The following is a 26,587-nucleotide window of genomic DNA, read 5'->3' as shown; positions in this document are numbered from 1 at the left end:
CCCGGCAGAAAGGTGAAGGACAGGTCGCGCCGGCTGGGCAGGCCCGGTCACGGCCGCCACTCCAGGAAGTTGCCGATGAGAGCCAGACCCAGGGTCTGGCTCTTCTCGGGATGGAACTGCGTGCCGACCATCGTGTCGCGGGCGATCATGGCCGTGACCCTCGCGCCGTAATCGGCCTCGGCGAGGACCACGTCATCGGCCGTCGCGGTGAGGTGATAGGAATGGACGAAATAGGCGTGGAGACCGTCCGGGCCGGTGGGAATGCCGGCAAGAACCGGGTGGTCGCGCGTCACGTTCAGCGTGTTCCAGCCCATATGCGGGATCTTCAGGGCGGGATCGGCCGGACGGATCAGGTCGATATCACCCGGCACCCAGCCGAGGCCTGCCGTCGTGTCCTTTTCCAGGCCACGGCCGGCCATAAGCTGCATACCGACACAGATCCCGAGGAAGGGACGGCCGCGGCCGCGCACCGCTTCCGTCAGGGCCTCGATCATGCCGGGGACACCGGCGAGGCCGGCCTTGCAGTCGGCGAAGGCGCCGACGCCGGGCAGGACGATGCGATCGGCCCGGCGCACGCTGTCGGGGTCGGCGGTCACCAGAACCGGAACATTGAGGCCGCGCTCACGGGCCATGCGCTCGCAGGCCTTCTGGGCCGAATGAAGGTTGCCCGAGCCGTAATCGACGATGGCGACGCTCACCGCCGGCCCCGCACGCTCGGATCGGCCTCCGGAAAGAGGCCGAGAACGGGCTGCGGGCCCATGGGGGCGGCGACCGCCGGCTGCGATGCCGCGAAGAGCGGTTCCGGGCGGGCGGGGGGAACGGTTCCGCGCTCGGCGAAATAGCGCCGCTCGGCCTCGTCCTGCGATCCGGCGACGACCACCGCCACCTCGCGCCAGCCGCGGCGGCGCAGCGTCCAGCGTTTCAGGTTGGTCGCCTCGAGCCCGATCAGCAGGCTCAGGGCGGTCGTGATCATCGTCCGCAGCAGCGGCGACAGGCCGGCAAAGGACAGCGCCAGCAGCGTCAGACCCAGCAGCGCGAGATAGGCCAGCGTCACCAGCCACATGCGCTGCAGCGGAAACCACGCCCAGGGAAACAGGAAGGCGAGCGGCGCGAAGGAATCCGGCACGAACTGGACGGCGTCGTCGCCGGTCCGTCCCGCCGGGGGGAGATGGACGGTGTAGCTCGTCTGGCGCGCCATCAGAGCACTCCCTTGGTGGAGGGGATCTCGGTCGCCCGCCGGGCATCGATGGTGAAGGCGGCGCGTAGCGCGCGCGCGAGACCCTTGAAGCAGCTCTCGGCGACATGGTGGGCATTGTCGCCGTAGAGCGTCTCGACATGCAGGGTGATGCCGGCATTCATGGCGAAGGCCTGAAAGAACTCGCGCACCAGTTCGGTGTCGAAGGTGCCGATCTTGTGACGCAGGAACTCTGTGCGGAAGACGAGGAAGGGCCTACCGGAGACGTCCACCGCAACGCGGGTCAGCGTCTCGTCCATGGGCAGATGGACGTCGGCGTAGCGGGTGATGCCTTTCATGTCGCCGAGGGCCTGGCGCACCGCCTGTCCCAAGGCGATGCCGACGTCCTCCACCGTGTGGTGGTCGTCGATATGCAGGTCACCTTTTGCGCGGATGGAGATGTCGATCATCCCATGACGCGCGATCTGGTCGAGCATGTGGTCGAAGAAGCCGACACCGGTCGCGACCTCGGCGCGGCCGGAGCCGTCGAGATCCACGGACACCGTGATGTCCGTTTCCTTGGTGGTGCGGGTGATCTGGCCCTTGCGCATGGCTTTCTCCGGCGGTTGGCCGGACTTCTAACAGCGGCGGCGGCGGTTTGAAAGGCGGAGCGGTCCGGCGGGCGGCGGAGCCCGCCTTGCGCCGCGCCGCGTTCGGCCTACATCTCGTGCTTTCCGGAGGTTCCATGTCTTCGCAGAACGACGCCTTTCCCGGCTGGCACGCCACGACCATCTGCACCGTCCGCAAGGGCGGAAAGGTGGTGATCGGCGGCGACGGCCAGGTCAGCCTCGGCCAGACCGTCATCAAGGCCAATGCCAGGAAGGTGCGCCGGCTCGGCCGCGGCGACGTGATCTCGGGCTTCGCCGGCGCCACCGCCGACGCCTTCACCCTGTTCGAGCGGCTGGAGGCCAAGCTCGAGCAGTTTCCCGGCCAGCTCACCCGCGCGGCGGTGGAGCTTGCCAAGGACTGGCGCACCGACCGCTATCTCCGGCGGCTGGAGGCGATGATGATCGTCGCCGACAAGGACGTGTCGCTGATCCTCACCGGCACCGGCGACGTGCTGGAGCCGGAGAACGGCATCGCCGCCATCGGGTCGGGCGGCAATTACGCCCTTGCAGCGGCAAAAGCGCTGGCCGATACCGACCAGGACGCCGAGGCCATCGTCCGCAAGGCGATGACCATCGCCGCGGAGATCTGCGTCTACACCAACGGCAACCTCGTGCTCGAGAGCATCGGCTGACAGCATTCGACACAGGGATGTTCGGGCCACGCGCTTTTGCGTCCCCGTCACGTCATGACTTGCGACGCGCCGGCGGCTAGGCTCTCTCCATGACGATGACATCCTCCCCCTTCCAGCCGATCTCTGCGTCCCCTGGCTCGTCCCATCGTTCGAGCGGACCGGCCGGCGGCTTCCCCTGGTGGCAGGCGCTGCCGCTGATCCTGCTTCTCCTGGCGATCCAGGCCGGCGTGCTCTACGCCATGGGGCGCCTGCCGATCTGCGCCTGCGGCAGCATCAAGCTCTGGCACGGCCTCGTCCTGAGTTCGGAGAACTCGCAGCACCTCGCCGACTGGTACACGTTCAGCCACGTGGTCCACGGCTTCCTGTTCTATTTCCTCGCCTGGCTGGTGCTGCCGAAAAGCTCGCTATGGACCCGGCTGGTGCTCGCCGTCGTGATCGAAGGCGCCTGGGAGATCGCCGAGAACACGCCGATGATCATCGAGCGCTACCGGGCGACCACCATCTCGCTCGGGTACAACGGTGACACCATTGTCAATTCGATCGCCGACACGCTCGCCATGGTCGCGGGCTTCCTCGTCGCCGCGCTGCTGCCCGCCTGGGCGACGCTCGGCCTCGCGATCGCGCTGGAGGTGGGCCTCGCGGCGGTGATCCGTGACAACCTCATCCTCAATATCATCATGCTGGTCCATCCGGTCGAGGCGATCCGGCTGTGGCAGCAGGGTGGCGGTTAGCGCCAGTCCTTGATCGGCGGGCGACAATCGCCATCTCTCCGCTCGTCCAAGCCCCTCAGCCCAAGGTCCCGATGACCGACTTTTCCCCCCGCGAAATCGTCTCCGAGCTCGATCGGCACATTATCGGCCAGAAGGACGCCAAGCGCGCCGTGGCCATTGCCCTGCGCAACCGCTGGCGCCGCCTGCAGCTGGACGAGAGCCTTCGCGAGGAGGTGCTGCCGAAGAACATCCTGATGATCGGCCCGACGGGGGTCGGCAAGACGGAGATCTCCCGCCGCCTGGCGAAGCTGGCCCATGCCCCCTTCCTGAAGGTCGAGGCGACCAAGTTCACCGAGGTCGGCTATGTCGGCCGCGACGTCGAGCAGATCGTCCGCGACCTCGTCGAGGTCGGCATCGGGCTGGTGCGCGAGGGCAAGCGCAAGGACGTGCAGGCCAAGGCGCATCTGGGCGCCGAAGAGCGCGTGCTCGACGCCCTGGTCGGCAAGACCGCCTCGCCCGCCACCCGCGAGAGCTTCCGCAAGAAGCTGCGCGACGGCGAGATGGACGACAAGGAGATCGACATCGAGGTGGCGGCGGGCAATCCGCAGGGCCTGCCGATGATGGACATTCCCGGCATGCCGGGCGGCCAGATCGGCATCGCCAACCTCAACGACATGCTCGGCAAGATGATGGGCGGGCGCACCAAGCAGCGCCGCACCACCGTGAAGGAGGCCTACGACCCGCTGGTGCAGGAGGAGGCCGACAAGCTGGTGGACCAGGACAACCTGGTGCAGGAGGCGATCCACCTCGTCGAGAACAACGGCATCGTCTTCCTCGACGAGATCGACAAGATCTGCGCCCGCGAGGGCAATCGCGGTGGCGAGGTATCCAGAGAAGGCGTGCAGCGCGACCTCTTGCCGCTGATCGAGGGCACGACGGTGGCGACCAAGCACGGGCCGGTGAAGTCGGACCATATCCTGTTCATCGCCTCGGGCGCCTTCCACGTCGCCAAACCCTCAGACCTGCTGCCGGAACTGCAGGGCCGTCTGCCGATCCGCGTCGAGCTGAAGCCGCTGACGCGGGAGGATCTGCGCTCGATCCTCACCGAGACCGAGGCGAGCCTCACGCGGCAGTCCATCGCCATGATGAAGACGGAGGGTGTCGACCTCGTGCTCACCGACGACGCCGTCGACGCCATTGCCGATCTCGCGGTGGAGGTGAACGCCTCGGTGGAGAATATCGGTGCGCGGCGGCTGCAGACGATCATCGAGCGGGTGCTCGACGACATCTCCTTCACCGCCGCCGACCGGGCCGGCGAGACCGTGACGATCAACGGCGCCTATGTGCGCAAGACGGTCGGCGACCTCGCGCGGAACGCCGACCTCAGCCGCTTCATCCTCTGAGCGGCGGCCTCGTGCGCCTAGAGCGCGAAGCCGTTCTCGGCGGCGAGGGCCTTGAGATTGGCCTCGGGGCGGGCGCCCATATGGCTGATGATCTCGGCGGCGCAGAGCGCGCCGAGGCGCAGCGAGGTCTCGTGCGGCAGACCACGGGACAGGCCGGCGAGGAAACCGGCGGCGAAGAGGTCGCCGGCACCCGTCGTGTCCACCACCTTGTCGACCGGGACGGCCGGCGCGGCGACGAGGGTGGCGCCCTCGACGGCGACGGCGCCCTGCTCCGACCGGGTGACGACGGCGAGAGCGGCATCGGCGCGTAGCGCGTCGAGCGCCGTGGCGAAATCGGCGGTCTGGTAGAGCGACTTCAGCTCGCTCTCGTTGGCGAAGACGATGTCGACGGTCTTCGCCTTGATCAGGCCGAGGAACTCGTCGCGATAGCGGTCGACGCAGAAGGCGTCCGAGAGGGTGAGCGCCACCTTGCGGCCGGCGCCATGGGCGATCTCGGAGGCCTTCAGGAAGGCCTTCTTGGCCTCCGGCGGATCCCAGAGATAGCCCTCGAGATAGGTGATGCCCGAAGCGGCGATGGTCTCGGCGTCGACGTCGGCGGGAGCGAGGTTCTGGGCCGCGCCGAGATAGGTGTTCATGGTGCGCTCGCCGTCCGGCGTTACCAGGATGAAGGAGCGGGCGGTGGCCGGACCCTCAGTCGCATCGGCGGTGGGAAAGTGGATGCCGGCGGCCTTCATCCCGTGGCGGAAGGAGGCTCCGAGATGGTCGTTGCGCACCTTGCCGAGAAAGGCCGGCTTCAGGCCGAGCACGCCGATGCCGGCGATGGTGTTGGCGGCCGACCCCCCTGACATCTCGATCGTCTGGGCCATGGCCGCATAGATCGCCTCGGCCCGCGGCTCGTCGATCAGCATCATGGCGCCTTTCGGGACGCCGAGGCGGGCGAGGACATCGTCCTCGGTGCGGGCGAGCACATCGACGATGGCATTGCCGATTCCGGCGACGTCGTAGCGGGTCTGGGACATGAAGGGCTCTCGCGGCGAAACTCTGGCGCCCTCTACACGCTGGGGCGCCATCCGGCAACGGCGCGCCATTGACTTCTCGGCGAAGTTCGGTTGCTTCGACGGGAAGAAAAAGACGGGCGCGGAGGACGTGGATGCAGATCGGCGTGGTGGGGCTCGGGCGGATGGGCGCGAATATCGCCCGCCGGCTGATGCGGGCGGGCCATGCCTGCGTGGTGCATGATGCGCAGGCGGCGACCACCGAGGCGCTGGCAGGAGAAGGGGCGGTGGGTGCTGGCTCCCTTGCCGCGCTGTGCGGGGCGCTGGCGGCACCGCGGGCCGTCTGGGTCATGCTGCCGGCCGGCGACGCCACCGAAACCGCCATCATGGAACTCGCCGACCTCCTGTCGCCCGGGGATACGGTGATCGACGGAGGCAACACGTTCTGGAAGGACGACATCCGCCGCGCCAGGGCGCTGGCAGCGCGCGGGATCACCTATCTCGACATCGGCACCTCCGGCGGCGTCTGGGGCCTGGAGCGCGGCTATTGCCTGATGATCGGCGGCGAACGGCAGGCCGTGCAGCGGCTGGATCCGATCTTCGCGGCGCTCGCCCCCGGCCGTGGTGCCATTCCCGCGACGCGCCATCGGGACGGGCGCGAGAGCACCGCCGAGCAAGGCTATCTCCATTGCGGGCCGAGCGGCGCCGGCCACTACGTCAAGATGATCCACAACGGCATCGAGTACGGGATGATGCAGGCCTTTGCGGAGGGCTTCGACATCCTGCGCAACGCCGCCTCGCCGCGCCTGCAGGAAGACCAGCGCCTCGATCTCGATGTGGCCGACATCGCCGAGGTCTGGCGGCGCGGCTCGGTCGTCACCTCCTGGCTCCTCGACCTGACCGCAGAGGCGCTCGCCGCCGATTCGGCCCTGGCGCAGTTTTCGGGCCATGTCGCCGATTCCGGCGAGGGCCGCTGGACCGTGGAGGCGGCGATCGAGCAGGCGACGCCGGCCGAGGTGCTGACCTCCGCGCTCTACACGCGCTTCCGCTCGCGCCAGGACCACACCTTTGCGGAAAAGGTCCTCTCCGCCATGCGCAAGGGCTTCGGCGGCCACCAGGAGCCGAAATGAAGGCCGGCCTTTCGGCAGCGGCAGCCGCACATCCGCCCCTTGCCACGGCACTGATCGTCATGGGCGTGTCGGGCTCGGGCAAGTCGACCATTGGCCTCGGCCTGGCACGGGCGCTCGGCTGGGACTTCCGCGACGGCGACAGCTTCCACCCGCCCGCCAATGTCGCGAAAATGCGCTCCGGCGCGCCGCTGACCGATGACGACCGCTGGCCCTGGCTCGACGCCATCGGCCGCCACGTCGCGGGGCTGGAGGACGGCGGCGGCCATGTGGTCATCGCCTGTTCGGCGCTGAAGCGCGCCTATCGCGACCGGCTCAGGGCCGGCGGCGCGCGGCTGCGCTTCGTCCATCTCGACGGCTCATTCGACCTGATCGGCGGGCGCATGCGGGCGCGGCGCGACCATTTCATGCCGCCGAGCCTGCTGGAGAGCCAGTTCGCGACGCTGGAAGCGCCGGCGCCCGACGAGAAGGCCGTGACCGTCCCCATCGAAGACGATCCGGAAGCGATCGTCGCGGCGATCCTCGCCTGCCTTGCGGCCTGAGGTCAGCGCCGGCCGGGGAACCGCGCCCTGTTGCGGGCGAGATCGGCGAGGGCGCCGGCCCGCACCGCAGCCATGTCACATTCGCCGATGACGATGCCGTAGCCGCGCTCGGCGAGCATGAGCGGGTCGCGGCCGGGGATCGGGATCGTCCCCAGAACCTTGCCGGCCTTGAGCGTCGCGTCCGCTGCCCGGTCGATGCTCGCCAGCACATCCGGCTCGGTCAGGCGTCCAAGCTTGCCGAGCGAGCCGGCGAGGTCGTTGGCGCCAATGAACAGGCAGTCGGCGCCCGGCAGCCCGGCCATCGCCGCGGCATTCCGCGAGGCGAGGTCGCTCTCCACCTGGAGGGCGAGGAACGTGTCCTCATGGGCGGTGTCGATGTAGTCCTCGGCGAAGCCATAGAGCCCCGAGCGGGCGACGGAGGCGGAGTAGCCGCGGCGGCCGCGCGGCGGATAGAGGCAAGAGGCGATGATGCCCTGCGCCTGGTCCACGGTGTCGATCATCGGGACCATCAGCGAATGGATGCCAGCATCGAGCATCCGTTTGAACATGCCGGAATCGTGGCTCGGCACACGCACCATGGCATCGCCACCGCCAGCCTCGACCGCGCGCACGCAAGCCAGCGTCTCCGCCATATCGATCGGCGTATGCTCGGCGTCGATCAAAACGATGTCATAACCGGCCAGCGCATAGGTCTCGCAGACCGCCGGCGCGCCGGAGAAAACCCAGGCGCCAAGAAGTTTCTCGCCCGCCAGGGCGCGGCGCTTGACGCGGTTGCGGGTCATGGGGTCGTCCTCCGGTTTGGCGGGTTTCTCTGTTCCGCCAGGATGGCAGCTGCCGCATCGATGGCGGCGAGATCGGGGATGCTCGTCTGGGCGCCGGGCCGGCTGCAGGCGAGCGAGCCTGCGGCCGCGGCGAATTCGAGGGCGGTTTCCAGGCCGCGGCGGCGGTCGAGCGCCGCGGCGAGCGCACCGCAGAACGTGTCGCCGGCGGCGGTCGTGTCGACCACCGCGACCGGATAGGCCGGGGATTCGTGGCGGATGCCGTCGGCCCAGCAGATGGCGCCCTCCGCGCCAAGCGTGACGGCGACGGCGAGGCCATGGCGCGCCGAGATCTCCGCGGCGACGCCATCCGCGCCGCCGTCGACAAGGCCGAAGCCGGTGCCCAGCGCCAGCACCTCGTGGGCATTGACGACGATCACGTCGACGAGGGCTGCCAGGTCCGGCGAGACCGGCCCCGCCGGCGCGCGGTTGAGGATGACGCGCAGGTCGCGCGCGCGGGCCCAGCGCGCCGCGGCGAGGATTTCCGCCTCGGGCACTTCCCATTGCAGGAGGAGCGTGTCGCGCGCGGCCGGCGCGAGGCGTTCGAGCGCCGTCGCCCGGACGGCGGCATTGGCCCCGGCGGCGACGACGATCTGGTTCTCGCCCGCGGCGTCGACCGCGATGAAGGCAACGCCGGTCGCCGCATCGACCGGGGCGACGGCGGACAGATCGACGCCTGCCGCTGCGAGGAGGGAGAGCGCCGGCGCGGCGAAGCCGTCCCTGCCCACCGCTCCGACCAGCGCGACCGCGGCGCCGGCCCGTCGCGCCGCGAGGGCCTGGTTGGCGCCCTTGCCGCCGGGGATCAGGGCATAATCGGATCCCGCCACGGTCTCGCCCGCGCGCGGGAGGGCCGGGACGCGGGCGACCAGGTCGATGTTGATGGAACCGAAGACGATGATCATGACGGGCGGGGGCAGCAGGGAACCAAGGCTTGCGCCGCGGCCGGGACAGGGTCAAGCCGATGGAAGCAGGGCGGCCTTGCACGCTGCGGGACGTCCATCACCGCTTTTCATTTGCCCTGACCGGGCAACCGCCCCATGTGAACCGTCATGAGCCCTCCTACCGCCGCCATTGAGGTCGAGAACCTGATCAAGGATTACGGACCCGTCAGGGCCGTCGCCGGGCTGAGTTTTGCCGTGGCCGGCGGCTCGACGACGGCGCTGCTCGGCGGCAACGGGGCCGGCAAGTCGACGACGATCGGCATGATCATGGGGCTCGTCCTGCCGACATCCGGCACGGTCCGCGTGCTCGGGACGGACATGGTGCGGCGACGCCACGACGTGCTGCACCGGATGAATTTCGAGAGCCCCTATGTGGACATGCCGCACCGGCTGACCGTCCGGCAGAATCTCCAGGTCTTCGGCATGCTCTACGGTGTGCCGGACCTGTCCGCCAGTATCGCGAGGCTGGCCGACGAACTCGACCTTACCGCCCTGCTTGACCGGCCTTCGGGTAAGCTCTCGGCCGGACAGAAGACGCGGGTGGCCCTCGCCAAGGCCCTCATCAACGAACCGGAGGTCATGCTGCTGGACGAACCGACAGCCTCGCTCGACCCGGATACGGCCGACTGGATCCGCGGCCATCTGGAGCGCTACCGCGACCGGCGCGGCGCGGCGATCCTCCTGGCGTCGCACAACATGGGCGAGGTCGAACGGCTCTGCGACCGCGTGATCATGCTGAAACAGGGGCGCATCGAGGACGACGCGTCGCCCACCGACCTCATCCGCCGCTACGGCCGCAGCAGCCTCGAGGAGGTCTTCCTCGACGTGGCGCGTGGCCGCCGGGAGAATGCCGCATGAGTGCCCGCACCCGCATCAAGATCTGCTGCATTTCCTCGCTGGCCGAGGCCGAGATGGCGATCGCCGCCGGCGCCGATGCGCTCGGCATGGTCGCCGCCACGCCGCCGGGATCGGGCATGGTCGATGATGCGACCATCCGGGCGATCACCGCGGAGGTACCGCCGCCGATCGCGACGTTCCTCCTCAGTTCGCGGTTGACCGGGCTCGAAATCGCAGAGCACGTGCGGCATTGCGGTGCCAGCACGATCCAGATCGTCGACCATATCGATCCTGCCGAGATCGCCGTCCTCGCCGTGTCCCTGCCCGCCATCCGCCGGGTCCAGGTCATTCATGTCGACGGCCCGGCAGCGCTCGACCTGATCCCGCGCTACGAGCCCTATGTCCATGCCTTCCTGCTGGATTCGGGCAAGCCGGGCGGCACGATGCGCGAACTCGGCGGGACCGGCCGGACCCATGACTGGGACGTCAGCCGCGCCTTCGTCCGGGCAACGCGCCGGCCGGTCTTCCTCGCCGGTGGCCTGACGCCGGCCAATGTCGGCGAAGCGATCGCAAAAGTGGCGCCCTTCGGCGTCGACCTGTGCACGGGGGTCAGGACCGACGGCCATCTCGACCCGGAAAAGCTCGCCGCCTTCATGGCGGCGGTGAGGGCTGCATGAGCTTTTCCATCCAGCGCGTCGGCGCGCTCTGCCTGCGCTACATCTATCTCCTCGCCTCGTCCTGGCCGCGGCTTCTCGAACTTGTCTACTGGCCGGTGCTCAATCTCCTGACCTGGGGGTTCCTGCAGACCTATGCCATGAGCGCGACCAACAGCACGCTGTTCGTCGGCGGGGCGCTGGTATCGGGCCTGCTACTTTGGGAGGTGCTTTTCCGCGGACAGATCGGCTTCTCGATCTCGTTCCTCGAGGAGGTCTGGTCGCGCAATCTCGGCAATCTTCTGATGAGCCCGCTGCGGCCGGCCGAGTTCGTCGCCGCCCTGATGGTGATGAGCCTCGCCCGGCTCGCGGTCGGCATGATCCCGGCGACCATCCTCGCCATCGCCTTCTTCGGCTTCGACCTGGCGCGGCTGGGAATCGGCTTCGCCGCCTTCTTCGCGCTGCTCGTCGTCACCGGCTGGGCGGTCGGGCTCGTCGTCTGCGGCCTGATCCTGCGCCACGGTCTCGGCGCGGAGAGCCTCGCCTGGACCATTATGTTCGTCTTCTGGCCGCTCTGCTGCGTCTATTATCCCCTGAGCGTGCTGCCGGCCTGGCTGAAGCCCTTCGCCCTGGCGTTGCCGCCGACCCATGTCTTCGAGGGCATGCGAGCGGTGCTGTCGGAGGGCGTGCTGCGCCTCGACCTGCTGGTGGCCGCCGCCGCGCTCAACGTGCTGTGGATCGTCGCGGCCTCCTTCGCCTTCGCAGCCCTGCTGGATAGCGCGCGGGACGCTGGAACCCTCTTGTCCAGCGGCGAGTGACGGCCGCACTTCGTCTTTCGTCTGATGTCACTCGAATACCACGTTCATTGCGGGTTAACGCCTGACCCTGCACGCTTCAGGTTGCCTGGGCTGGAGCAAGTCCGTTACAAATTTTGGCAGTGCAGCAATCGAGATTGGAACTGTGCGGGTTTGTGGGCCTTTTTCTGACGCCAAGACCCGACAGGTCGCCCGACCGGACTGAAGCGACCTGCCCCAATCCTCCCCGTCCCCGGAGGCATTTGCGTGCTTTACCACTGGTACGAAGCCACCCACGCCATGCTGTCGCCCTATCGGGCCATGGCCGACGCCACCAAGCTGGCCCTGAACAGCCCGGTCAATCCCTTCTCGCACATGCCGATGGCCAAGCAGATGGCCGCCGGCGCGGAAATGTTCGAGCGCGCCACCCGGCGCTACGGCAAGCCGGGTTTCGATCTGCCGACGGCGCTTGTCGGCGGCGAACGCGTCGCGGTGACCGAGACCGTCGTATGGAAGCGGCCCTTCTGCGACCTGGTTCATTTCCAGCGCGCGGTTCCGGCGCGTCGCCGGCCAGACCCCAAGGTGCTGATCGTCGCCCCGATGTCGGGCCATTACGCGACGCTGCTGCGCGGCACGGTCGAGGCCTTCCTGCCGAACCACGAGGTCTACATCACCGACTGGCTCGACGCCCGCATGGTGCCGCTGGCGGACGGGCGCTTCGACCTCGACGACTATGTCGACTACGTCATCTCGATGCTGCATTTTCTCGGCCCGGACACCCATGTCATGGCGGTCTGCCAGCCGGCGGTGCCGGTCTTCATGGCCGTGGCGCGCATGGAGGCCGAGGACGATCCCTATGTCCCGACGACGCTGACCCTGATGGGCGGCCCGATCGACACCCGGTCCAACCCCACCGCGGTCAACAAGCTCGCCGAGGAGCGCGGCACCGACTGGTTCCGGCGCAACGTCATCACCACCGTGCCGTTCCCGCATCCCGGTATGATGCGGCCGGTCTATCCGGGCTTCCTGCAGATCAACGGCTTCATGTCGATGAATCTCGACCGCCATGTCGACGCCCATCGCGAAATGTTCCACAACCTCGTCAAGGGCGACGGCGACAACGCGCAGAAGCACCGTGGATTCTACGACGAATATCTGGCGGTGATGGACCTCACCGCCGAATTCTACCTGCAGACCATCGAGCGGGTCTTCGTCGAGCATCACCTGCCGCGCGGCACGATGATGCATCGCAGCCAGCGGGTCGATCCCAAGGCGATCAAGCGCGTCGCGCTGCTGACGGTCGAAGGCGAGAAGGACGACATCACCGGCGGCGGACAGACGCTGGCGGCCCACGGGCTCGCCACCTCGATTCCCGAGGACATGCGCCATCACCACCTGCAACCGGCGGTCGGACATTACGGCGTCTTCAACGGCTCGCGTTTCCGGGCCGACATCGCCCCCCGCGTGATGGATTTCATGCGCACCCATGCCTATCGCAAGGCCCAGGCCGCCAAGGCTCCCGCCAAGGACAAGCCGTCCGCCAAGGCGACGGTGCTCAAGATGATCCACGGCGGGCGCACCGCGGACGCGGCGAAGGGCGACTGACCCCGGCGGACGGGATCCGCCGGTCGCGTATTCCCGCTCCGGGCTGGCAGCAGACCGTGGCGGTGTCCGGACGGCCCCGTCTTCGCGGCTGGCCTCCGCACAGCCGACTCGGTTAATCTGATCGCATGTCGATCATCCGCAGGCTGTTCCAGCGCGAGCCCGATCCGCAGGCGATCACCGTCTCGCATGAGGGTGTGCCCTATGCGGTGGAACTGCGCCGCCTGCCGCAGGCGCGCCGTTTCACCCTCAGGGTGCGCGCCGCGAGCCGCGACGCCGTGCTCTCCATGCCGGCGCGGGCCAGGCTCGCCGACGCCATCGGCTTCGCCGAGCGGCATGGCGCCTGGATCGCCACCCGGCTCAACCGCATTCCCGAGGCACTCGGCTTCGCCCACGGCGCCGTGGTGCCGCTCCGCGGCGTGCCCCACACGGTCGTCCACAGCCCGGAACGACGCGGCACGGTTTCGGTGGAGGAAGGCGCCATCCTCGTTTCGGGCGATGCGGCCTTCCTGTCCCGCCGCGTGCAGGACTTCCTCAAGCGCGAGGCCCGTAAGGACCTCGAGGCGGCGACGCGGCACTATGCCAAGCGGCTCGGCGTCAAGGTGACCCGCATCGGCATCCGCGACCAGGCGAGCCGCTGGGGCTCGGCCTCCTCGTCGGGGGCGATCAATTATTCCTGGCGCCTGATCCTCGCCCCGCCCTTCGTGGTCGACTATCTGGCCGCGCATGAGGTGGCCCATCTCCGGGAGATGAACCATTCGGCGCGGTTCTGGCGGATCGTCCGGGATCTGTGTCCCGGCATGGACGCGGCCAAGGCCTGGCTGCGCAGCAATGGGGCGACCCTGCACCGCTACGGGGCGGATTGAGCGGCACCGCGGGCGGGCCGCTCAGGCGATCTGCTTCTGCACGAAGACGAGATCGAGCTTGCGGCCGAACTTCTCGCCGATGCCCGGCATGCGGCCGACCTCGATGAAGCCGGCGCGCCGATGCAGCCGCAGCGAGGCGGTGTTCCGGCCCTCGATCCCGCCGATCATCACATGCTTGCCGGCGGCCTTGGCGCGCGCGAGCAGGCCCGCGAGCAGCACCGAGCCGACGCCGGAGCCACGCCGGTCGTCGCGCACATAGACGGAATGCTCGACGGCATTGCGGTAGCCAGACCAGGCGCGAAACTGCAGGTAGGAGCCGAAGCCCACAACGGCGCCGTCGTCCTCCGCGACCAGCACCGGACTGCCTGTTGCCAGGCGGTCGCGCAGCCAGGCCTGGCGGCTGGCGAGATCCACCGGCTCGTCCGACCAGATGGCGGTGCTGGTGGCGATGGCGTGGTTGACGATGGCGAGGATGGCCGGCATGTCCGCCGCGGTCGCGTCGCGCACGCTTGCCGCCGAGACGGGCGTCCCGCGCGGCGGTGACAGGTCCTTCAGATAGTAGGTGGTGTCGCAGAAGCCGCCATCCGGCAGCAGCGCGAAGTCGGGCACGAAGCCGAAACGCGACCAGCCGCCACGCTCGTAGACGCGCCTGGCCTCCTCGCTCGCAGTATCGAGGATCAGGAGATGGCGGCCGCGTGACAGCGCCTCCTCCTCGACACGCCGCAGCATCGAACCGGCAATGCCCTGACGGCGCCCATGGGAATGGACAAGCATCTTCTTCACCTCGGCCCTATGGGGCTGGTTCGGCGGCATGTCGAGCCCGAGCTGGGCGGTGCCAATGACGCGGTCGCCGAGAAAGGCGGCGACGAGAACGGTATCCCCGGCGGCGACGCTGTCGGCGACGCGCCCGAAAAAGGCTTCGCCTTCCGCCTGGCCGAAGGGCTTCATGAAACTGACCGAGGCCCCATGGGTGACACAGTCGACCAGAACCGCCGCCAGGTCCGGCCGGTGGTGCCTGATCGCCGCGGCATCGAGCGTTTCGATCGTGATCATCGGCGCAGTCCCGGAGGCGCGGCATGGGACACCAGCACGACGCAGTAGCGCGCCGGCGCATCGGTGCGATTCTCGAAGACCAGTGGGGTGTCGAGCCGCATCACCCGGCAATCACCGGGTCCGAGGTCGGTGGTCAGGCCGTCATAGGTCAGGGTCAGCGTCCCCGCGAAGACCCAGACGAACTGCTCGACCGGGATGACGACGATGTTGTCATAGGCGACACGTTTGCCCGGCGGCAGCATGACCTCGACGATATCGGTGCCGGAGGCATTGGGCGGGGCGACATTGCGGCGGGTGTAGCCGGTTTCGGGGTCGGTGCGCACGGCCGAGCTGGCGGCACGGCGGACCGGATCAGGCCGCGGCTGCGGCCTTTCGAAAAGCGCCCCGAGGGTAACGCCGAGGGCCGCACCGAGCTTGACCAGGAGAACCGCCGTGGCGCTCGCCTCGGCGCGCTCGATCCGCGAGATCATGGCACGGGACACGCCCGACAGGGCCGCCAGCTGATCCAGGGTCAGGCCCTTGGCGGCCCGCAGATCGCGCACGCGCTGGGCGACGATCTGGTCGAGGTGGTCGGTCGAATCCGCGGCGCTGTCCATGTTCCGAGAGTATCATTCCCGGATAATGGAATCAACGATGGCCGGCGCCTATGGCGCCATGGCGGCGACCGCCTCTTCGAGCCTCGCGATGTCCTCGTCGCGGGACAGGCGATGGTCGCCGTCCTTGACCAGCGTCAGCACCACGTCGTCGCGGGCTATCTTTTCGGCGAGCAGCATGGCGTGGCGCCAGGGCACGTCCGGATCCTGCATGCCCTGCAGGATGTGGACAGGGCAGCCCGTCTCCACCAGGCCGCCGAGGACGAGGTTGCGGCGCCCGTCCTCGATCAGGGCCCGGGTGATGGGATAGCCGCCCGGATCATAGGCTGAGGGACGGATCCAGCAGCCCTCGGCCATGATCGTCCGCCGGACCTCCTCGGGGAAGGACGGCCACATCAGCGCCTCGGTGAAGTCCGGAGCGGGGGCGATCAGCACCATGGCGGTAGGGGGGATGGCCATGCGACGGGCGACCAGGAGAGCGATCCAGCCGCCCATGGAGGAGCCGACGAGGACCGGTCGCGGTCCGGCCCGCGCGACCATGGCGGCGGCTTCCTCGGACCAGCGGGAGATGGTCCCCTCCTGGAAGGAACCTTCCGATTCGCCGTGGCCGGAATAGTCGAAGCGGAGGAAGGCCCGGCCCGTCCGCGCGGCGAAAGCAGCGAGCGCCTCGGCCTTGGTGCCCTTCATGTCGGACTTGAAGCCGCCCAGCCAGACGATGGTCGGTTCCCGCCCCGGAACATGGCGCCAGGCGATGCGGCGGGCGGCAGCGCCAGTTCCGACCGTCAGGAAATCCGGTTCGGGGAGGGTGATCACGGTGGCATATCTCCGAAACGGGAAAGCCGGGGGCGGTCCTGACTACCCGGCCGCGCGCCCCGGAGGCAAGACAGGCGCACAAAACGCCGGCAACCATTGACTTTCGCGGCGTTTCTCCCGATCTTCCCCAGCCTCCGGATGATCCGCAGGTGGGTATGCGTCTTTCCCCGTCGGCAGGGGCGCGGCCTGCGGCGATCCGGTCCCAGAAACGTGGCAAGGAGACGCCCCCATTCGCAGACCCATGAGAGCCGCCGCCCCCGTCGAGCGTGACGGGCCGCGCATCAACGACATGATCCGTGTCCGCGAAGTCCAGTTGATCGATGCCGAGGGCGAGAACCGCGGCGTGATCCAGACTCGCGATGCCGTCCTGATGGCTGTGGAGGCCGGGCTCGACCTTGTCGAGGTCGCCCCGAACGCCGTGCCGCCTGTCTGCAAGATCATGGACTACGGCAAGTTCAAGTTCCAGGAGCAGAAGAAGGCTGCCGAGGCCCGCCGCAATCAGAAGACGGTCGAGGTCAAGGAGATCAAGCTTCGCCCCGGCATCGACGATCACGACTATGAGACGAAGATGAAGGCGATGAAGCGCTTCTTCGAGGAAGGCGACAAGGTTAAGGTGACCCTGCGCTTCCGCGGTCGCGAGATGGCGCATATGGATCTCGGCGTGAAGGTTCTCGACCGGGTCAAGGGCGATACGGTCAACATCGCCAAGGTCGAACAGGAATCGCGGCTCGAGGGTCGCCAGATGATCATGGTGCTCGCGCCGAAATGAGGCTTGCCGGCCTCCGGCGCGACCCTGCATTGTCACCGACGCCTGCGATCCGATCGCAGGCGTTTTCGTTTCGGGATCAGCCCGAGCACATCAGATCCGGGAGACAGGCATGTCCGCCACCGCCGATATCGGGACCTTGCGGCGCGACCTCGCGGCAGCGCTGCGGCTGGCCGCACGGTTCGACCTCAACGAGGGCATCTGCAACCACTTCTCCGTCGTGGTGCCCGGCGCGGACGAGCGCTACCTGATCAATCCCTACGGCATCCACTGGGGTGAGATGCGCCCCGACGACCTGCTGCTGATCGACGGCGAGGGCACGATCCACCAGGGCTGGGGCGAGGTGGAGGCGACCGCCCGCAACATCCACGTCGCCGGCCACCGCGCCAATCCGCGCCACCAGGCGATCCTCCACGTGCACATGCCCCATGCCACCGCCCTCACCATGGTGGAGGGCGGCCGGTTGGAAATGGCGCACCAGACGGCCTGCCGCTTCCTCGGCCGGACCGCCTATCAGGGCTTCGGTGGCGTGGCGCTCAACGCCGATGAGGGAGAACGCATCGCCCAGGCGCAGAAGGATAATCCCCATGCCGACGTGATCTTCCTCGAACATCACGGCGTGACCATTGGCGGGCCGACGGTCGCGGTCGCCTTCGACGATCTCTATTACCTGGAACGTGCCTGCCGACAGCAGGTTCTGGCCCTGTCGACCGGACTGCCGCTGAAGATCATCCCCGACGAGCAGGCGCGGCAGACGGCGCGGGAGTGGATGCAGGTCCTAGACTACCAGGCGACCAAGCATTTCCAGGCGCTGATGCGGATCAACGGTTTGTGACGGCCCGCGACCATCGGTGCATGGCGGACCAGTTTGGAACGGTGCTAATCAGCGTGCGCGGTCCTTGATCAACGTCAAGGCCGAAACGGACGTGCTTCGGCACATTCTGACATCCCCCGACCTGTCGCCGGGGCTCGCACGGATCGACGAGCCATGACCTACGCGCATTTTTTCGAGCAGGCCGTCTCGCGGCTGAAGGACGAACGCCGCTACCGGGTCTTCGCCGACCTCGAACGCAAGGTCGGCCAGTTTCCGCAAGCCATCTGGCATTCTCCGGCCGGCCCGCGCGATGTCGTCATCTGGTGTTCCAACGACTATCTCGGCATGGGCCACCACCCCAAGGTGGTGGAGGCCATGGCCGAGACCGCCCGCTCCATGGGCGCGGGCGCCGGTGGCACGCGCAACATTTCCGGCACGTCGCATCCGATCGTCGAGCTGGAGCGCGAACTCGCCGATCTCCACGGCAAGGAAGCAGCTCTGGTCTTCACATCCGGCTACATTTCCAACCAGGCCGGCATCTCGACCATCGCCAAGCTGCTGCCCGATTGCCTCATCCTGTCGGATGCCCTCAACCACAATTCGATGATCGAGGGTGTCCGTCAATCCGGCTGCGAACGCGTCATCTTCCGCCATAACGACCTCGCCCACCTGGAAGAGCTGCTGATCGCGGCGGGCCCCGCCCGCAACAAGCTGATCGTCTTCGAGAGCGTCTATTCGATGGACGGCGACATCGCACCGATCGCCGCGATCTGCGATCTCGCCGCGCGCCACCGCGCCATGACCTATATCGACGAGGTCCATGCCGTGGGCATGTACGGGCCACGGGGCGCGGGCGTCGCCGAACGCGACGGACAGATGAACCGGCTCGACGTCATCGAAGGCACGCTCGGCAAGGCCTTCGGCGTCATGGGCGGCTATATCGCGGGATCGGCGGCGGTGATCGACGCGGTGCGCTGCCATGCGCCGGGTTTCATCTTCACCACCGCCCTGCCGCCGGCCATTGCCAGTGCCGCGGCCGCCGCCATCCGTCACCTGAAGGGCTCAGCCATCGAGCGCGACATGCAGCAGCGTCAGGCAGCCCGGACCAAGCGCGTGCTGGCGCTCGCGGGCCTGCCCGTCATGGTGTCCGACACCCATATCGTGCCGGTCCTGGTGGGGGACGCGGAGCGCTGCAAGGCGGCAAGCGACCGGCTGCTGGCCGATCACGGCATCTACATCCAGCCCATCAACTACCCGACCGTGCCCAAGGGAACCGAGCGCCTGAGGATCACGCCAGGCCCGGCCCATACCGATGCGATGATCGACGATCTGGCCGGCGCCCTGCTGCAGGTCTGGCTGGATCTCGGCCTGCCGGTCCAGCGATATCAGGCAGCCGCCGAATAGGCCGCTGCCACTCAGGCGGACACCACCTCGGTGGTGCGCATGCGGGCTAGCGGCAGGCGGGAGATGACCCGGTCGATCTCGGCGGGACGCATCAGCCGGAACCGCACCGGCGCCTTGTGAACGTCGGTCATGGGTTTGCCGGCGGTGACGCGCCAAGCGGTGACCAACATCTCGTAGGTCTCCGCATCGACCCCGGCGATATGGCAGATGGCGCCCAGCGCCTTCTCGTCGTCACGCTCAAGGATCTTCCGGCCGGCATCACGGTCGCGACCGATGCAGCGCATCAGCAGGTCCACCGCGGGAACGATCTGCCGCTCTTCGGAGAGTTGCTGCAACTGTTCCAGAAGCTCCTCGCCGGTCGGGATGTCCCGCGAAGTGGCGGCGCCGAATTTCGTCGCCAGATCGACCGGACAGTCGGGACGCTGGGTGAGCATGGAACGGACCGCGGGATCGGCCCCGTGGCGCGCCACGATCTCGGCGAAACCTTCCGAGGTGAGGTGCGCGCCTGCATTGCGCACCAGCGTCAGGACGGTGGCGGCCTCCCCGTTCTCGACGATGGCCCGCGAGATCAGCGCAGAGACCTTCTGCCGCTTGGCAATGATCTGCATATGCTCCTGGCGGTCCGAGGCGCAGACACGCAGCATGATCTCGTCGGGCAGGTCGGGCGCGTTGAGAATGGCTTCGGCGACGGTGATCACGTCGCAGGCGAGAGTCGTGGACGCTTCCGGCAGGCTGGCCGCGCAGCGGGCGAGACGTGGAGAGGCGCGGACGCGGCTGGACATCGGCGCGTCCCGCAGCGCCTCGGCGACTATATTGTCGAGCACCAGCGCCTTGCGCGAATCCGCATTCAGCCGCTCGCGGGAGATTTCGTCGACAAGCTCCTCCACCAGCGCTCCGCGCAGCTTGGGCGCGAGAGCGCCGATCATCGAATTGATCGGCTTCAGGGCTTCGTCGAATTGCGCTGTCATCCACCACAACCTTTGGGATCGCAGGATGCCGCAGATGTCTTAATCAGACCTAAACCATCTGTTGCCACGCCAAGGGGCGTCAGGCGTCCCGGGGCTCACCGGCTGGGGTGAAGCCGAGACCGACCAGCGCCGGAGCGGCTGCCGCCAGCGCCGCCTCGAAGCGGACGAGAGCCGCCGGGCGTCGCGGCACGGCAGCGACGGCGAAATCGTAGTGTTCCAGGCCGAGCGGGATGAAGCCGAGACCGAGGGCGGCGGCGGCCGGCGCGATGGCAAGGCCCCAATCGGCCCGGCCCTGGGCGATTGCGGCCACCACCGCATTGTGGGAGCGCGGCTGGTTCCAGTAGCCTGGCGGCTTGCGGCCGGCGAGGAGCCCGTCCAGGAGCACCCGCGTACCGGCACCGGTATTGCGGTTGACCATCAGGCAGTCGGGATCGGCCACGGCCGCCGCCAGAGCCGCCTCGGGCACGGTGTGGCCATCGAAACGGCTGTCGCCGGGGCGATAGACAAGGCCCTGCATGCGGCGCCAGCCTGGAACGAGGCGCATGCCATCCGTCAGGAAGGGCGCGTTGTAACGGGAACTGGCGGCATCGAGGAGGTGGATCGGCGCGATGTCGCATTCACCCCGCCTGAGGGCGGCGAGACCGCCGAGACTTCCCAGGGCATGGGAGCGTGCCGTAACGCCGCTATCCGCCAGACGCTCGATCACCGCGTCAAGGCCGGTGCAGTGGCTGCCCATGATGGTGAGGTCGGGCGCGGCGATATGGGGGGCGAAGAGCGTGACGCTGGTCTCGGCGCCCGGCGCCATGGCTTCACTCAGCGCATCGATGGTGAGAAACCCGTCCGCCTGGCTGAAGGCGGTGACCGCTCCCGAGCCCTTGCCGACGGGATAGGCGGCAAGGCCCTCGGGGCCTTGTGAGAGCGCCACCATGACGAATTCGGTCCGGCCGAGATCGGAGGGAATGCGCGCCGCGGCGCGCGCCGTGACACCGATTTCCGCCCGCTCCGGCAGACCTGCCAGAAGGCGCAGGACCGGGGCGACGATGTCGTGGAAGGTGAACATGGCCGAGGTCGGGAAGCCCGGCAGGATAACCACCGGCTTGCCCTCGCAGACGGCGAGGCAGAGCGGCTTGCCCGGCTTCAGGGCGACGCCATGGGCAACGATGCCCGGCGCGCCGAGCTTCTCGACGATGCGGTAGGTGAGGTCGCCGGCGCCCTTCGAGGTGCCCCCGGACAGGATCACGGCATCGCAGGTGGCATGGGCTTGCCGAATGGCCGCCTCAAGCGCCGCTGCGACATCGGGGATGGCGCCGAAGCGGATCGGGGTGCAGCCGTTCTCCTCCAGGGCAGCGGCGACGATGGGGCCGTTGGAATCGTAGATGGCGGCGGGCCTTAGTGCGTCGCCCGGCGCCACCAGTTCGTCGCCGGTGGAAATGACCGCGACCCGCGGCTTGCGCCAGACGGGGGCCGCCGCGGCACCGACCGCCGCGAGCATGCCGATCTCTCGCGAGCCGATCACCGTGCCGCGGCGCAGGAGGGTTTCGCCACGGGCGATGTCGGAACCGGCGAAGGCGATGTTCTGCCCCGGCGCGACGGCCCGCTGGACGGACAGGCCCCGCCCCGGCTCAAAGGCGGTATGCTCGATCATCACCACCGCATCGGCGCCGCGCGGGATGGGACCGCCCGTCGCGATGGGCGTGGCCGTGCCGGCGGCCACGGCGAGACCGGGCGGGGTTCCGCAGGCGATGGTCTCGGCGTTCAGCTGCAGCCAGACCGGGGCCGCCTCGGACGCGGTCGGCACATCGGCGGCGCGCAGGGCGAAGCCGTCGACCACCGAACGGTCGAAGGGCGGCGCGTCGACCGGGGCGGCGATGGTTTCGGCGAGGACACGTCCCACCAGCCCGTCGAGGGCCACCGGCTCCGCCCCGAGCGGCGTGAGGTCGAGCGCCGCGCGGAATCGGGCGATGGCCTCGTCGCGGGACAGGACTGTCAGGAACTGGTCCTGAACGATGGCGGCATTCGGGGTCATAGCGGTTCGAAAGGCTCCGTGACGGGGATCGCGGCGAGCGGCGCGCCGGCCGCGGCACCCTCGCTCGCCGGATCGAGGATAGCGACCGCATCGGCGGCGAGCAGGGCCGACAGGGTGACACGGCCGATGCCGAGAGGTTCGAAGGCATCACCGGTGTGGCGCAGCAAGGCGATGTCGGCAAGACCCACCTGCGAAACGATCTTGCGGGTGAGCGGACGGGAGACAAGGCGGGGCCGCCGCGCCGTGGCGCCTGCGACGAAAGGCAGAACGAGGGCATAGAAGCCCGTGACGACGGCATCGAAACGCGGCGCGAGGACGAGCATCCGGCCGGCGGCATCGCCGGACAGCGCCATGTCGCCGCCCGGACGGACGGCGATGCCGGACAGGTCCACCGTGATCCCGGCCGGGTCCGCCGCCAGGTGCAGGGTGAGATCGGCGGGCGGTGCGGTGACGACGGCGCAGCCTGCCGCCGACAGCCGCGCAGCGAGCCAGGCCGCTTCACCACCAGCGCTGTCGCCGGTCACGGCGATGCACGGGCGGCGGATGGCCACGGTGGTGATGCCGGACAAGGCCAGCGCCAGGGCCATCTCGGCGGTGATCGTGACGCCGCCGGCGACGAGCACCGCGTCCTGCGCCAGGTCGCTTCCGGCCAGCGCCGCGCCTTCGCCGGGATAGGCCGCCTGGCCGATCTCGTGGACCGATCCCGAAACGGTGACGGCATCGGCGGGAAGCACCGCATCGGCGCCGTCAGGAAGGTCATCGCCATGGAACAGCCGGCGCGGCGCCGAGGCCATCAGGGCAGGGGTATAGGGTGAGGCGCCGACGAGGTCGGCGCTGGCCACCGCAATGCCGCTCCGCAGCGCGACCGACCGGGCAGGCAGGGCCCTCGCGGCCCGCACCGTCCCGGCCGCGACCCATCCGATCGCCGCGCCCACAGGCACGGTTTCGGCCGCCACGGGCGCGAGACCGGCGAGAAGGCGGGCGAGGGCATCGCCGAGGGGCGTGAGCGTGGGACCGCTGGACATGAGGTTCATATGGGGCGCGCGCCGTTCATGTCACCGGTTGAGCTTTACGATGCCCGCTGGCGCCACGTCATATCCACCCAGGGCCTCGGCGCGGCGGGCGAAGACCGGCTCGCGCAAAAAGGCGAAGAGCCGCTGGGCCGGAGGCTCGAAATAGGTGCGACGGCGCAGCACGAGATCAAAGGTTTCCCAGACCAGGGGCACGAAGCCGAGACCATGCAGGGCGGCGACGGCGCGGGTGGCGATGCCGCAATCGATCTCGTCACCCCGGATGGCAAGAGCGAGGTCCGGCCCCGTCGGATAGGGTACCGGCGCGTGCCGGAGACGGTCGAGGGCCATGCCGGATCGCGCCGCCACGGCCGCCAGCAGCAATTGGGCGCCGGCGCCGGCCGGGCGCAGCCCGATGCGCGCCTCGCGCCGGGCCACGTCATCGAGCGTACCGATGGCCAGCGGGTTCCCGGGAGCGACGAGAAAGCCCTGCTCGCGACGGGCGAAACCAATCACCACGGCGTCGTGAAGGCCCGCCCGGGCGATGACGCCGGAACGGTTCGCAGCCGCGTCGTCGCCGGAGTCGTGCAGGTGAATGGCGGCGGCGGCGACCTCGTTGCGTTCCAGCCGGTCGAGACCCGCCTCGGACCCCTCGGCGAGAAGCGCCAGGCCCGATCCCGACTGGCGCAGAGCCCATTCGAGCAGGGGATCGTGGCTGCCCCCGACGATGGGCGGGGCCGGCTCGGCAACAAAACCGTCGGGCCGGGCGAGACCGGCGGCCACCCAGCGGTCGAGCGCCGCACGGGGAAACAGCCATTTGCCGCTGACCTTCGAACAGGGCACCGCGCCATTGGCCACAAGCTCATAGAGCTTGCGCTCCTTCATGCGGAGATAGACTGCCGCTTCGTCCGTGGTCAGGAAGACATCATCCTGCATAAACATGCCCTTAAGTGCATTGATTCCATATTTGCCTATTCCTATGCATTTTTTGTAGAGTTCGCAATAGTTTGCCTCCGACACTGGATCTTATCCTCCCTTGGACATCTCCCAGTCCTTCGCGGCCGCCATCGGGCTCATCCTCGGCGGCGACCCGGCCTTCCTCGCCATTGTCGGCCTGTCGCTGACCGTGACGCTGTCCGCCGTGGCCATCGCCGCGCTCATCGGCCTGCCGCTCGGTGCGCTGCTGGCGCTCGCGCGATTTCCCGGCCGCGGCGCGGTCATCGTGCTGGTCAATGCGCTGATGGGCCTGCCGCCCGTGGTCGCCGGGCTCCTCGTCTTCCTGCTGCTGTCGCGCTCGGGACCGCTCGGGCCGCTCGGCCTGCTGTTCACCCCGACCGCAATGGTGGCGGCGCAGACGCTGCTGGTCCTGCCTATCGTCATCGCCATCACCCGGCAACTCACCGAGGATCTCCACGGTGAGTATCGCGAGCACCTGGCCTCGATCGGGCTGACTGGCATCAGCGCCATTCCCACCCTGCTCTGGGACGGGCGTTTCGCCCTCGCCACCGCCATCCTCGCCGGGTTCGGCCGGGCCAGCGCTGAGGTCGGCGCCGTGCTCATCGTCGGCGGCAATATCGCCGGCTATACCCGCACGATGACGACCGCCATCGCGCTGGAGACCTCCAAAGGCGACCTGCCGCTGGCGCTCGGCCTCGGCATCGTGCTCATCCTGCTGACCCTCGCCATCAATGCCGTCACCTATGGCGCGAGCCGTGTCGGCGCGCGCTTCGCGGGATGAGCGACATGCGCGACACCCTCTCCGTCCTGCCGCTGACGGTCACCGATCTGGTCTTTGCGGCCGGCGGGCGCCCTCTGGTGGATGGCATCGGCTTCACCCTGCCGAAGGGCGGTCTGACGGTGCTGATCGGGCCCAACGGGTCGGGCAAGTCGCTGACCCTGCGGCTCTGCCACGGCCTGCTGACGCCGACCTCCGGGGTCGTCTCGTGGGCGGCGGCTGATGGGGTCGTCGGTGGCGTGAAACGTCATGCCATGGTGTTCCAGAAGCCGGTCATGCTGCGTCGCTCGGCCCGCGCCAACATGCTGCACGCGCTGGCCGCCTTCGGCCTGTCGCGCAGCGAGAGGGCGACGCGCTGCGCGGAGGCGCTCGAGCGCTTCGGGCTCGCCGGCCTCGCCGAGCGTCCGGCGCGGCTCATGTCGGGCGGCGAGCAGCAACGCCTCGCCATTGCCCGGGCCTGGGCGCTGCGCCCGCAGGTCCTGTTCCTCGACGAGCCGACCTCGCAGCTCGATCCCGGCGCCACGCGCCAGATCGAGGAGATGCTGATGGCGCTCAGGGGCGAGGGCATGACGCTGGTCATGGCCACCCACGACATGGGGCAGGCGCGGCGGCTCGCCGACCGGGTGCTGTTCCTCAACCGCGGCCGCCTCGGCGAGGACGCCGCGGCCGCACCCTTCTTCGCCGGTCCGGCCAGCCCCGAGGCCCGCGCTTTCATCGCCGGTGACCTCGTCTGGTGATCCGGTCCGACAAACCTGAGGAGACAACCATGCTGACCAAGAGACATCTGCTGGGCGCCACGACGGCGTTGCTGGCCTTCGGCGCCGCGGCGCTGGCCCAGGACGCCCGTCCCGCAGCGACGGCAGCGACACCGGCTCAGGCAGGCACCCGGTTCATCACGGTGGCCTCGACCACGTCGACCGTCGATTCCGGCCTGTTCAACCATCTGCTGCCGCTGTTCAGGGCGAAGACCGGCATCGACGTCCGGGTCATCAGCCAGGGCACCGGCCAGGCCCTCGACACCGGGCGGCGGGGCGATGCGGATGTCGTCTTCGTGCATGCGCGCGCGGCGGAGGAGAAATTCGTCGCCGACGGCCATGGCGGCCCGCGCCGCCCGGTCATGTACAACGACTTCGTGCTCATCGGTCCGAAGAGCGACCCGGCCGGTATCAAGGGCTCGCGCGACATCGCCGCCGCCCTGACCGCCATCCAGACCAAGGCGGCGCCCTTCGTGTCGCGCGGCGACCGCTCCGGCACGCATCAGGCCGAACTCGCCCTGTGGCAGGCGGCCCGCATCGATCTCGCCGCCACGCGTGGGACCTGGTACCGCGAGATCGGCCAGGGTATGGGCGCCGCCCTCAACACGGCGGGCGGCATGAATGCCTATGTCCTGTCCGACCGCGCCACCTGGCTGTCGTTCCGCAACCGCGGCGATCTCGACATCCTCGTCGAGGGCGACCGCCGTCTGTTCAACCAGTACGGCATCATGCTGGTGAACCCGCAGCGTCACCCTCATGTGAAACAGGCGGACGGCCAGACTTTCATCGACTGGATCGTCAGCCCGGAGGGCCAGAAGGCCATTGCCGACTACAAGATCAACGGTCAGCAGCTTTTCTTCGCCAATGCCTCGGATACGGGGGCTTGAG

General features: G+C 68.8%; 29 protein-coding genes and 1 pseudogene. 16 read left to right on the top strand and 14 right to left on the bottom strand.

The features are described 5' to 3' along the window. Positions 1-47: 47 nt before the first annotated feature. From hisH to hisB, 3 genes are read right to left on the bottom strand one after another with little or no spacing between them, the layout of a single operon-like run. Complete coding sequence (hisH, locus tag Q0C57_RS12610) at positions 48-698, bottom strand: imidazole glycerol phosphate synthase subunit HisH (RefSeq protein ID WP_296576779.1); 651 nt, start codon at positions 696-698, stop codon at positions 48-50. Then, complete coding sequence (locus tag Q0C57_RS12605) at positions 695-1,198, bottom strand: DUF2628 domain-containing protein (RefSeq protein ID WP_296576778.1); 504 nt, start codon at positions 1,196-1,198, stop codon at positions 695-697. Before Q0C57_RS12605 ends, hisH begins: the two co-directional genes overlap by 4 nt. Next, positions 1,198-1,785, bottom strand: coding sequence for an imidazoleglycerol-phosphate dehydratase HisB (gene hisB, locus Q0C57_RS12600; RefSeq protein WP_296576777.1), 588 nt, complete (start codon positions 1,783-1,785; stop codon positions 1,198-1,200). The genes Q0C57_RS12605 and hisB overlap by 1 nt, the downstream gene beginning before the upstream one ends. A gap of 134 nt (positions 1,786-1,919) precedes the next feature. Between hisB and hslV the strand changes: the two genes are divergently transcribed. From hslV to hslU, 3 genes are all read left to right on the top strand, one after another. Then, on the top strand, positions 1,920-2,474 hold the full coding sequence (hslV, locus tag Q0C57_RS12595) for an ATP-dependent protease subunit HslV (protein ID WP_296576776.1): 555 nt from the start codon (positions 1,920-1,922) through the stop codon (positions 2,472-2,474). Positions 2,475-2,563: 89 nt separating this feature from the next. Then, positions 2,564-3,205, top strand: coding sequence for a DUF2585 domain-containing protein (locus tag Q0C57_RS12590; RefSeq protein WP_296576775.1), 642 nt, complete (start codon positions 2,564-2,566; stop codon positions 3,203-3,205). Positions 3,206-3,276: 71 nt separating this feature from the next. After that, positions 3,277-4,587 (top strand): ATP-dependent protease ATPase subunit HslU, encoded by a 1,311-nt coding sequence (gene hslU / locus Q0C57_RS12585; RefSeq protein ID WP_296576774.1) that lies wholly within the window; start codon positions 3,277-3,279, stop codon positions 4,585-4,587. Positions 4,588-4,604: 17 nt separating this feature from the next. On the opposite strand, the gene Q0C57_RS12580 is transcribed toward hslU, so the two are convergent. Then, on the bottom strand, positions 4,605-5,606 hold the full coding sequence (locus Q0C57_RS12580) for an adenosine kinase (protein WP_296576773.1): 1,002 nt from the start codon (positions 5,604-5,606) through the stop codon (positions 4,605-4,607). A 131-nt stretch (positions 5,607-5,737) separates the two neighbouring features. Between Q0C57_RS12580 and gnd the strand changes: the two genes are divergently transcribed. Both gnd and Q0C57_RS12570 read left to right on the top strand, forming a co-directional pair. Continuing rightward, positions 5,738-6,712: a phosphogluconate dehydrogenase (NAD(+)-dependent, decarboxylating) gene (gene gnd / locus Q0C57_RS12575; RefSeq protein WP_296576772.1), complete on the top strand. Its 975-nt coding sequence runs from the start codon at positions 5,738-5,740 to the stop codon at positions 6,710-6,712. Then, positions 6,709-7,251: a gluconokinase gene (locus Q0C57_RS12570; RefSeq protein WP_296576771.1), complete on the top strand. Its 543-nt coding sequence runs from the start codon at positions 6,709-6,711 to the stop codon at positions 7,249-7,251. The genes gnd and Q0C57_RS12570 overlap by 4 nt, the downstream gene beginning before the upstream one ends. 2 nt (positions 7,252-7,253) lie before the next feature. Here the strand turns inward: Q0C57_RS12570 and Q0C57_RS12565 are convergent, their stop codons facing one another. After that, entirely contained in the window at positions 7,254-8,033 is a 780-nt protein-coding gene (locus Q0C57_RS12565) for an aldolase/citrate lyase family protein (RefSeq protein WP_296576770.1), read from the bottom strand. After that, positions 8,030-8,971, bottom strand: coding sequence for a ribokinase (locus Q0C57_RS12560; RefSeq protein WP_296576769.1), 942 nt, complete (start codon positions 8,969-8,971; stop codon positions 8,030-8,032). Before Q0C57_RS12560 ends, Q0C57_RS12565 begins: the two co-directional genes overlap by 4 nt. A gap of 147 nt (positions 8,972-9,118) precedes the next feature. Between Q0C57_RS12560 and Q0C57_RS12555 the strand changes: the two genes are divergently transcribed. The 5 genes from Q0C57_RS12555 to Q0C57_RS12535 all read left to right on the top strand — a co-directional run bounded on the left by Q0C57_RS12555 (position 9,119) and on the right by Q0C57_RS12535 (position 13,762). Next, positions 9,119-9,868: an ABC transporter ATP-binding protein gene (locus Q0C57_RS12555; protein ID WP_296576768.1), complete on the top strand. Its 750-nt coding sequence runs from the start codon at positions 9,119-9,121 to the stop codon at positions 9,866-9,868. After that, complete coding sequence (locus Q0C57_RS12550; RefSeq protein ID WP_296576767.1) at positions 9,865-10,524, top strand: phosphoribosylanthranilate isomerase; 660 nt, start codon at positions 9,865-9,867, stop codon at positions 10,522-10,524. The genes Q0C57_RS12555 and Q0C57_RS12550 overlap by 4 nt, the downstream gene beginning before the upstream one ends. Further along, entirely contained in the window at positions 10,521-11,318 is a 798-nt protein-coding gene (locus Q0C57_RS12545) for an ABC transporter permease (protein WP_296576766.1), read from the top strand. Before Q0C57_RS12550 ends, Q0C57_RS12545 begins: the two co-directional genes overlap by 4 nt. Positions 11,319-11,561: 243 nt before the next feature. After that, positions 11,562-12,899 (top strand): polyhydroxyalkanoate depolymerase, encoded by a 1,338-nt coding sequence (gene phaZ, locus Q0C57_RS12540; RefSeq protein ID WP_296576765.1) that lies wholly within the window; start codon positions 11,562-11,564, stop codon positions 12,897-12,899. Between the two features lie 125 nt (positions 12,900-13,024). After that, the gene (locus tag Q0C57_RS12535; RefSeq protein ID WP_296576764.1) at positions 13,025-13,762 is read left to right on the top strand and encodes a SprT family zinc-dependent metalloprotease; all 738 of its coding nucleotides are present in this window, start codon (positions 13,025-13,027) and stop codon (positions 13,760-13,762) included. Positions 13,763-13,783: 21 nt separating this feature from the next. Here the strand turns inward: Q0C57_RS12535 and Q0C57_RS12530 are convergent, their stop codons facing one another. From Q0C57_RS12530 to Q0C57_RS12515, 4 genes and pseudogenes are all read right to left on the bottom strand, one after another. Continuing rightward, entirely contained in the window at positions 13,784-14,269 is a 486-nt protein-coding gene (locus tag Q0C57_RS12530) for a GNAT family N-acetyltransferase (protein WP_296576827.1), read from the bottom strand. 123 nt (positions 14,270-14,392) lie between these two features. Further along, positions 14,393-14,710, bottom strand: a pseudogene (locus tag Q0C57_RS12525) (GNAT family N-acetyltransferase); the annotation flags it as partial. Positions 14,711-14,811: 101 nt separating this feature from the next. Continuing rightward, entirely contained in the window at positions 14,812-15,411 is a 600-nt protein-coding gene (locus Q0C57_RS12520; RefSeq protein ID WP_296576763.1) for an XRE family transcriptional regulator, read from the bottom strand. A 48-nt stretch (positions 15,412-15,459) separates the two neighbouring features. After that, positions 15,460-16,218 carry an alpha/beta hydrolase gene (locus Q0C57_RS12515; RefSeq protein ID WP_296576826.1) on the bottom strand — a complete coding sequence of 253 codons (759 nt, stop codon included), beginning with the start codon at positions 16,216-16,218 and terminating at the stop codon, positions 15,460-15,462. 244 nt (positions 16,219-16,462) lie between these two features. Here Q0C57_RS12515 and infC point away from each other — a divergent pair, with 244 nt between their 5' ends. The 3 genes from infC to hemA all read left to right on the top strand — a co-directional run bounded on the left by infC (position 16,463) and on the right by hemA (position 19,205). Further along, positions 16,463-16,990: a translation initiation factor IF-3 gene (infC, locus tag Q0C57_RS12510; RefSeq protein WP_296576762.1), complete on the top strand. Its 528-nt coding sequence runs from the start codon at positions 16,463-16,465 to the stop codon at positions 16,988-16,990. 109 nt (positions 16,991-17,099) lie between these two features. Beyond that, the gene (locus Q0C57_RS12505) at positions 17,100-17,822 is read left to right on the top strand and encodes an aldolase (RefSeq protein WP_296576761.1); all 723 of its coding nucleotides are present in this window, start codon (positions 17,100-17,102) and stop codon (positions 17,820-17,822) included. Between the two features lie 153 nt (positions 17,823-17,975). Next, a complete protein-coding gene (gene hemA, locus Q0C57_RS12500) occupies positions 17,976-19,205 on the top strand; it encodes a 5-aminolevulinate synthase (RefSeq protein ID WP_296576760.1) in 1,230 nt (409 codons plus the stop codon). 11 nt (positions 19,206-19,216) lie between these two features. Here hemA and Q0C57_RS12495 read toward each other — a convergent pair whose 3' ends face one another. From Q0C57_RS12495 to Q0C57_RS12480, 4 genes are all read right to left on the bottom strand, one after another. Then, the gene (locus Q0C57_RS12495) at positions 19,217-20,173 is read right to left on the bottom strand and encodes a DUF2336 domain-containing protein (protein ID WP_296576759.1); all 957 of its coding nucleotides are present in this window, start codon (positions 20,171-20,173) and stop codon (positions 19,217-19,219) included. A gap of 79 nt (positions 20,174-20,252) precedes the next feature. Beyond that, positions 20,253-22,199 carry a molybdopterin biosynthesis protein gene (locus Q0C57_RS12490; protein ID WP_296576758.1) on the bottom strand — a complete coding sequence of 649 codons (1,947 nt, stop codon included), beginning with the start codon at positions 22,197-22,199 and terminating at the stop codon, positions 20,253-20,255. Beyond that, positions 22,196-23,224 (bottom strand): hypothetical protein, encoded by a 1,029-nt coding sequence (locus Q0C57_RS12485; protein WP_296576757.1) that lies wholly within the window; start codon positions 23,222-23,224, stop codon positions 22,196-22,198. Before Q0C57_RS12485 ends, Q0C57_RS12490 begins: the two co-directional genes overlap by 4 nt. A 30-nt stretch (positions 23,225-23,254) precedes the next feature. Continuing rightward, entirely contained in the window at positions 23,255-24,145 is an 891-nt protein-coding gene (locus Q0C57_RS12480) for a helix-turn-helix transcriptional regulator (RefSeq protein WP_296576756.1), read from the bottom strand. 106 nt (positions 24,146-24,251) lie between these two features. Here Q0C57_RS12480 and Q0C57_RS12475 point away from each other — a divergent pair, with 106 nt between their 5' ends. Genes Q0C57_RS12475 through Q0C57_RS12465 form a run of 3 tightly spaced genes read left to right on the top strand, consistent with a single transcriptional unit; the run spans position 24,252 to position 26,586 of the window. Then, positions 24,252-24,947, top strand: coding sequence for an ABC transporter permease (locus Q0C57_RS12475; protein WP_296576825.1), 696 nt, complete (start codon positions 24,252-24,254; stop codon positions 24,945-24,947). Between the two features lie 5 nt (positions 24,948-24,952). Continuing rightward, positions 24,953-25,681, top strand: a complete 729-nt coding sequence (locus Q0C57_RS12470) for an ATP-binding cassette domain-containing protein (RefSeq protein ID WP_296576755.1) — start codon at positions 24,953-24,955, stop codon at positions 25,679-25,681. 29 nt (positions 25,682-25,710) lie between these two features. Beyond that, positions 25,711-26,586: a substrate-binding domain-containing protein gene (locus tag Q0C57_RS12465; RefSeq protein WP_296576754.1), complete on the top strand. Its 876-nt coding sequence runs from the start codon at positions 25,711-25,713 to the stop codon at positions 26,584-26,586. Position 26,587: the final 1 nt, after the last annotated feature.

Source organism: Phreatobacter sp. (genome assembly GCF_022843985.1).
GTDB lineage: Bacteria > Pseudomonadota > Alphaproteobacteria > Rhizobiales > Phreatobacteraceae > Phreatobacter.
Note: the sequence above shows the minus strand (reverse complement) of the source record. Positions and strands in the feature narration are given on the sequence as shown.